This window comes from Alcanivorax sp. HI0044 (assembly GCF_001634945.1).
The window spans coordinates 1-1,917 of the sequence record NZ_LWEZ01001440.1 but is presented as its reverse complement, the minus strand read 5'-3'; the positions used below and the strand labels follow the sequence as shown (position 1 = coordinate 1,917).

Sequence of the window (1,917 nt, the reverse complement as noted above, 5' to 3'; positions counted from 1 at the left end):
TGCCCTGCACCAGCGCGACTTTCTGGGGGGGGGCGTCGGGCGCTGTGAACGACAAGGTGTGGGACACAGCGGTGAGTACCAGCAGGGCACAGGCTGCGGCCAGGCCGGTGTACCAGTTCCTCCGGTGGGTTGCCGGGCGAATGAGACAGGCGCTGATCAGCACGGCGGTGAGCGTCAGCAGCCACACGCCGCCAATGGGGGCGAGGGTGGCAAATGGCGTGTCGATCAGGGCATAACCTGCATACAGCCAGGGGAAACCGGTGAGGAAGACGCCGCGTACCCAGTCCAGCAACAGCCAGCTACCGGCAAACACCAGCGCTGAACGCCCCAGTCGCCAGCTGGCATAAAAGGTGAGCCCGTAAAACAGGGCCAGAAAGGCGGCAAAGATGCCGGTGAACGGGATGGCCATCCATAGCGGCATGAAGCCGTAGTCGTGCATGGACACATGCACCCAGGAAATACCGAAAGCGAACATGCCGAGCCCGTACAGCCAGCCTCGCAACAGCGCTTCGCGGGCAGAAGCGGCCCGCTGCTGGCACCAGTAACCGGCACCGATGCTGACAAACAGCAGGGGCCAGAGATCATAGGGAGCGAAGGCAAGGGGAAAAAGCAGGCCGGCAATCAGGGCCAGCAGACGATCTCGCATGGGGTTCCTCGTTTCATGCTGGCGAGCAGGCCGCCTGGCGGTTTGGACTAGAGTCGATGCAACAATACGAATAAAGTAGCAGGCAAAATAACCGGTTAAACCGGAATGACAAGTCTGGGGGCATCATAGTGAAACACCCATGCAAGTACCATCCGGGAACCCAGGCGCTGTGGTATTGCGCCCATGATGGACTGCATCTGTGTCAGCAATGTGTGGAGGGTGACGAGGACCAGCTTATGGAGGCCCGTTGCTTGCTGTGCAATCACGAACTGGCGCCGGCGGGGCAGAGTCAGGTAGGGCCGCTGTGGCAGCGCCTGGACAGCTATCTGCGGCTGCCCTTCGCGTTACCGTTGTTGCCCCTGATGGCGATCTGGGCGGTGTTGGCGGCGCTATTGCCGCCGCTATGGACGATGGTGCCGGTGGCATTGTTGGCGGGATTTCCCACCTTCGCCTTTGCGGCGGCATTGATGACGTTGCGGGCCGGCCCCCGCAAAACCCGCAAGGCGGCGTTTCCTGGCTGGGACTGCCTGGGAGAAAGCGGTGTCTGGAAAAGTGCACTGTGGCAAGCCTTGCCGGCGGTAGTGGTCATTGCCCTGGCGGGTGGCCTGATGGTGACAGTATCGGTGCCGGGTGGCCTGCTGGTGGCGATGATCGGGATGCTGCTGGTGCCGGCGCTGTGGCTTGCAGTGCTGGTGCAGGGCGCAGCCCCTGGCGCTTATGCGGCGGCGGCCACCTATATCGCCTCGGCCCCCCGTGATTATGGCGTGGCGGCCGGGTTTGCGTCGTTGGGGAGTGTACTGGTGGTGGCGCTGGTAATGGTGGCCATGGACGTCTTGCCCGTGCCGCTGGTGCACGCGGTGGCCGGGTTGTTGGCTGCCTGGTGGTGGCTGGTGCTGGCGGGGCTGTGTGGTGATATTGCCGTCCGTCATGGCCGACAGTGGGGGCTGAATCAGGGGGGGCGGCGTGTCACCCAGCCGTTGGCCGAGCGTCGGCAACGCACCCAGCTGTGCGCCGGGCGGTTCGACAAGGTGCTGCTGACAACCACGAAAGTCATCAAGTCGAAGAAAGCCACAGTGGGGGACTGGCATCATCACGACCAGTTGCTGGCGGTGCTGGGTAAAGAGCAAGAACGGATTGCTCTGGCGGAGCCTTACCTGGATTGGCTGATTGGTGCGCAGGCCTGGGGTGATGCCATGGCACTGGTTACTCGCCAGCGCCTGCGCGACCGGCAGTGGTTGCCGGCGGCGCCAGCATTACGGTTGGCATTGGCT

The 1,917-nt window shown here is 63.3% G+C and carries 1 protein-coding gene and 1 pseudogene; one reads left to right on the top strand and one right to left on the bottom strand.

The features are described from left to right. A pseudogene (locus tag A3730_RS21565) lies at positions 1-646 on the bottom strand (apolipoprotein N-acyltransferase); the annotation flags it as partial. Positions 647-774: 128 nt separating this feature from the next. Between A3730_RS21565 and A3730_RS21560 the strand changes: the two are divergent. Then, positions 775-1,917 (top strand): B-box zinc finger protein (locus A3730_RS21560; protein ID WP_231884009.1); only part of this gene is annotated, 1,143 nt, incomplete at its 3' end.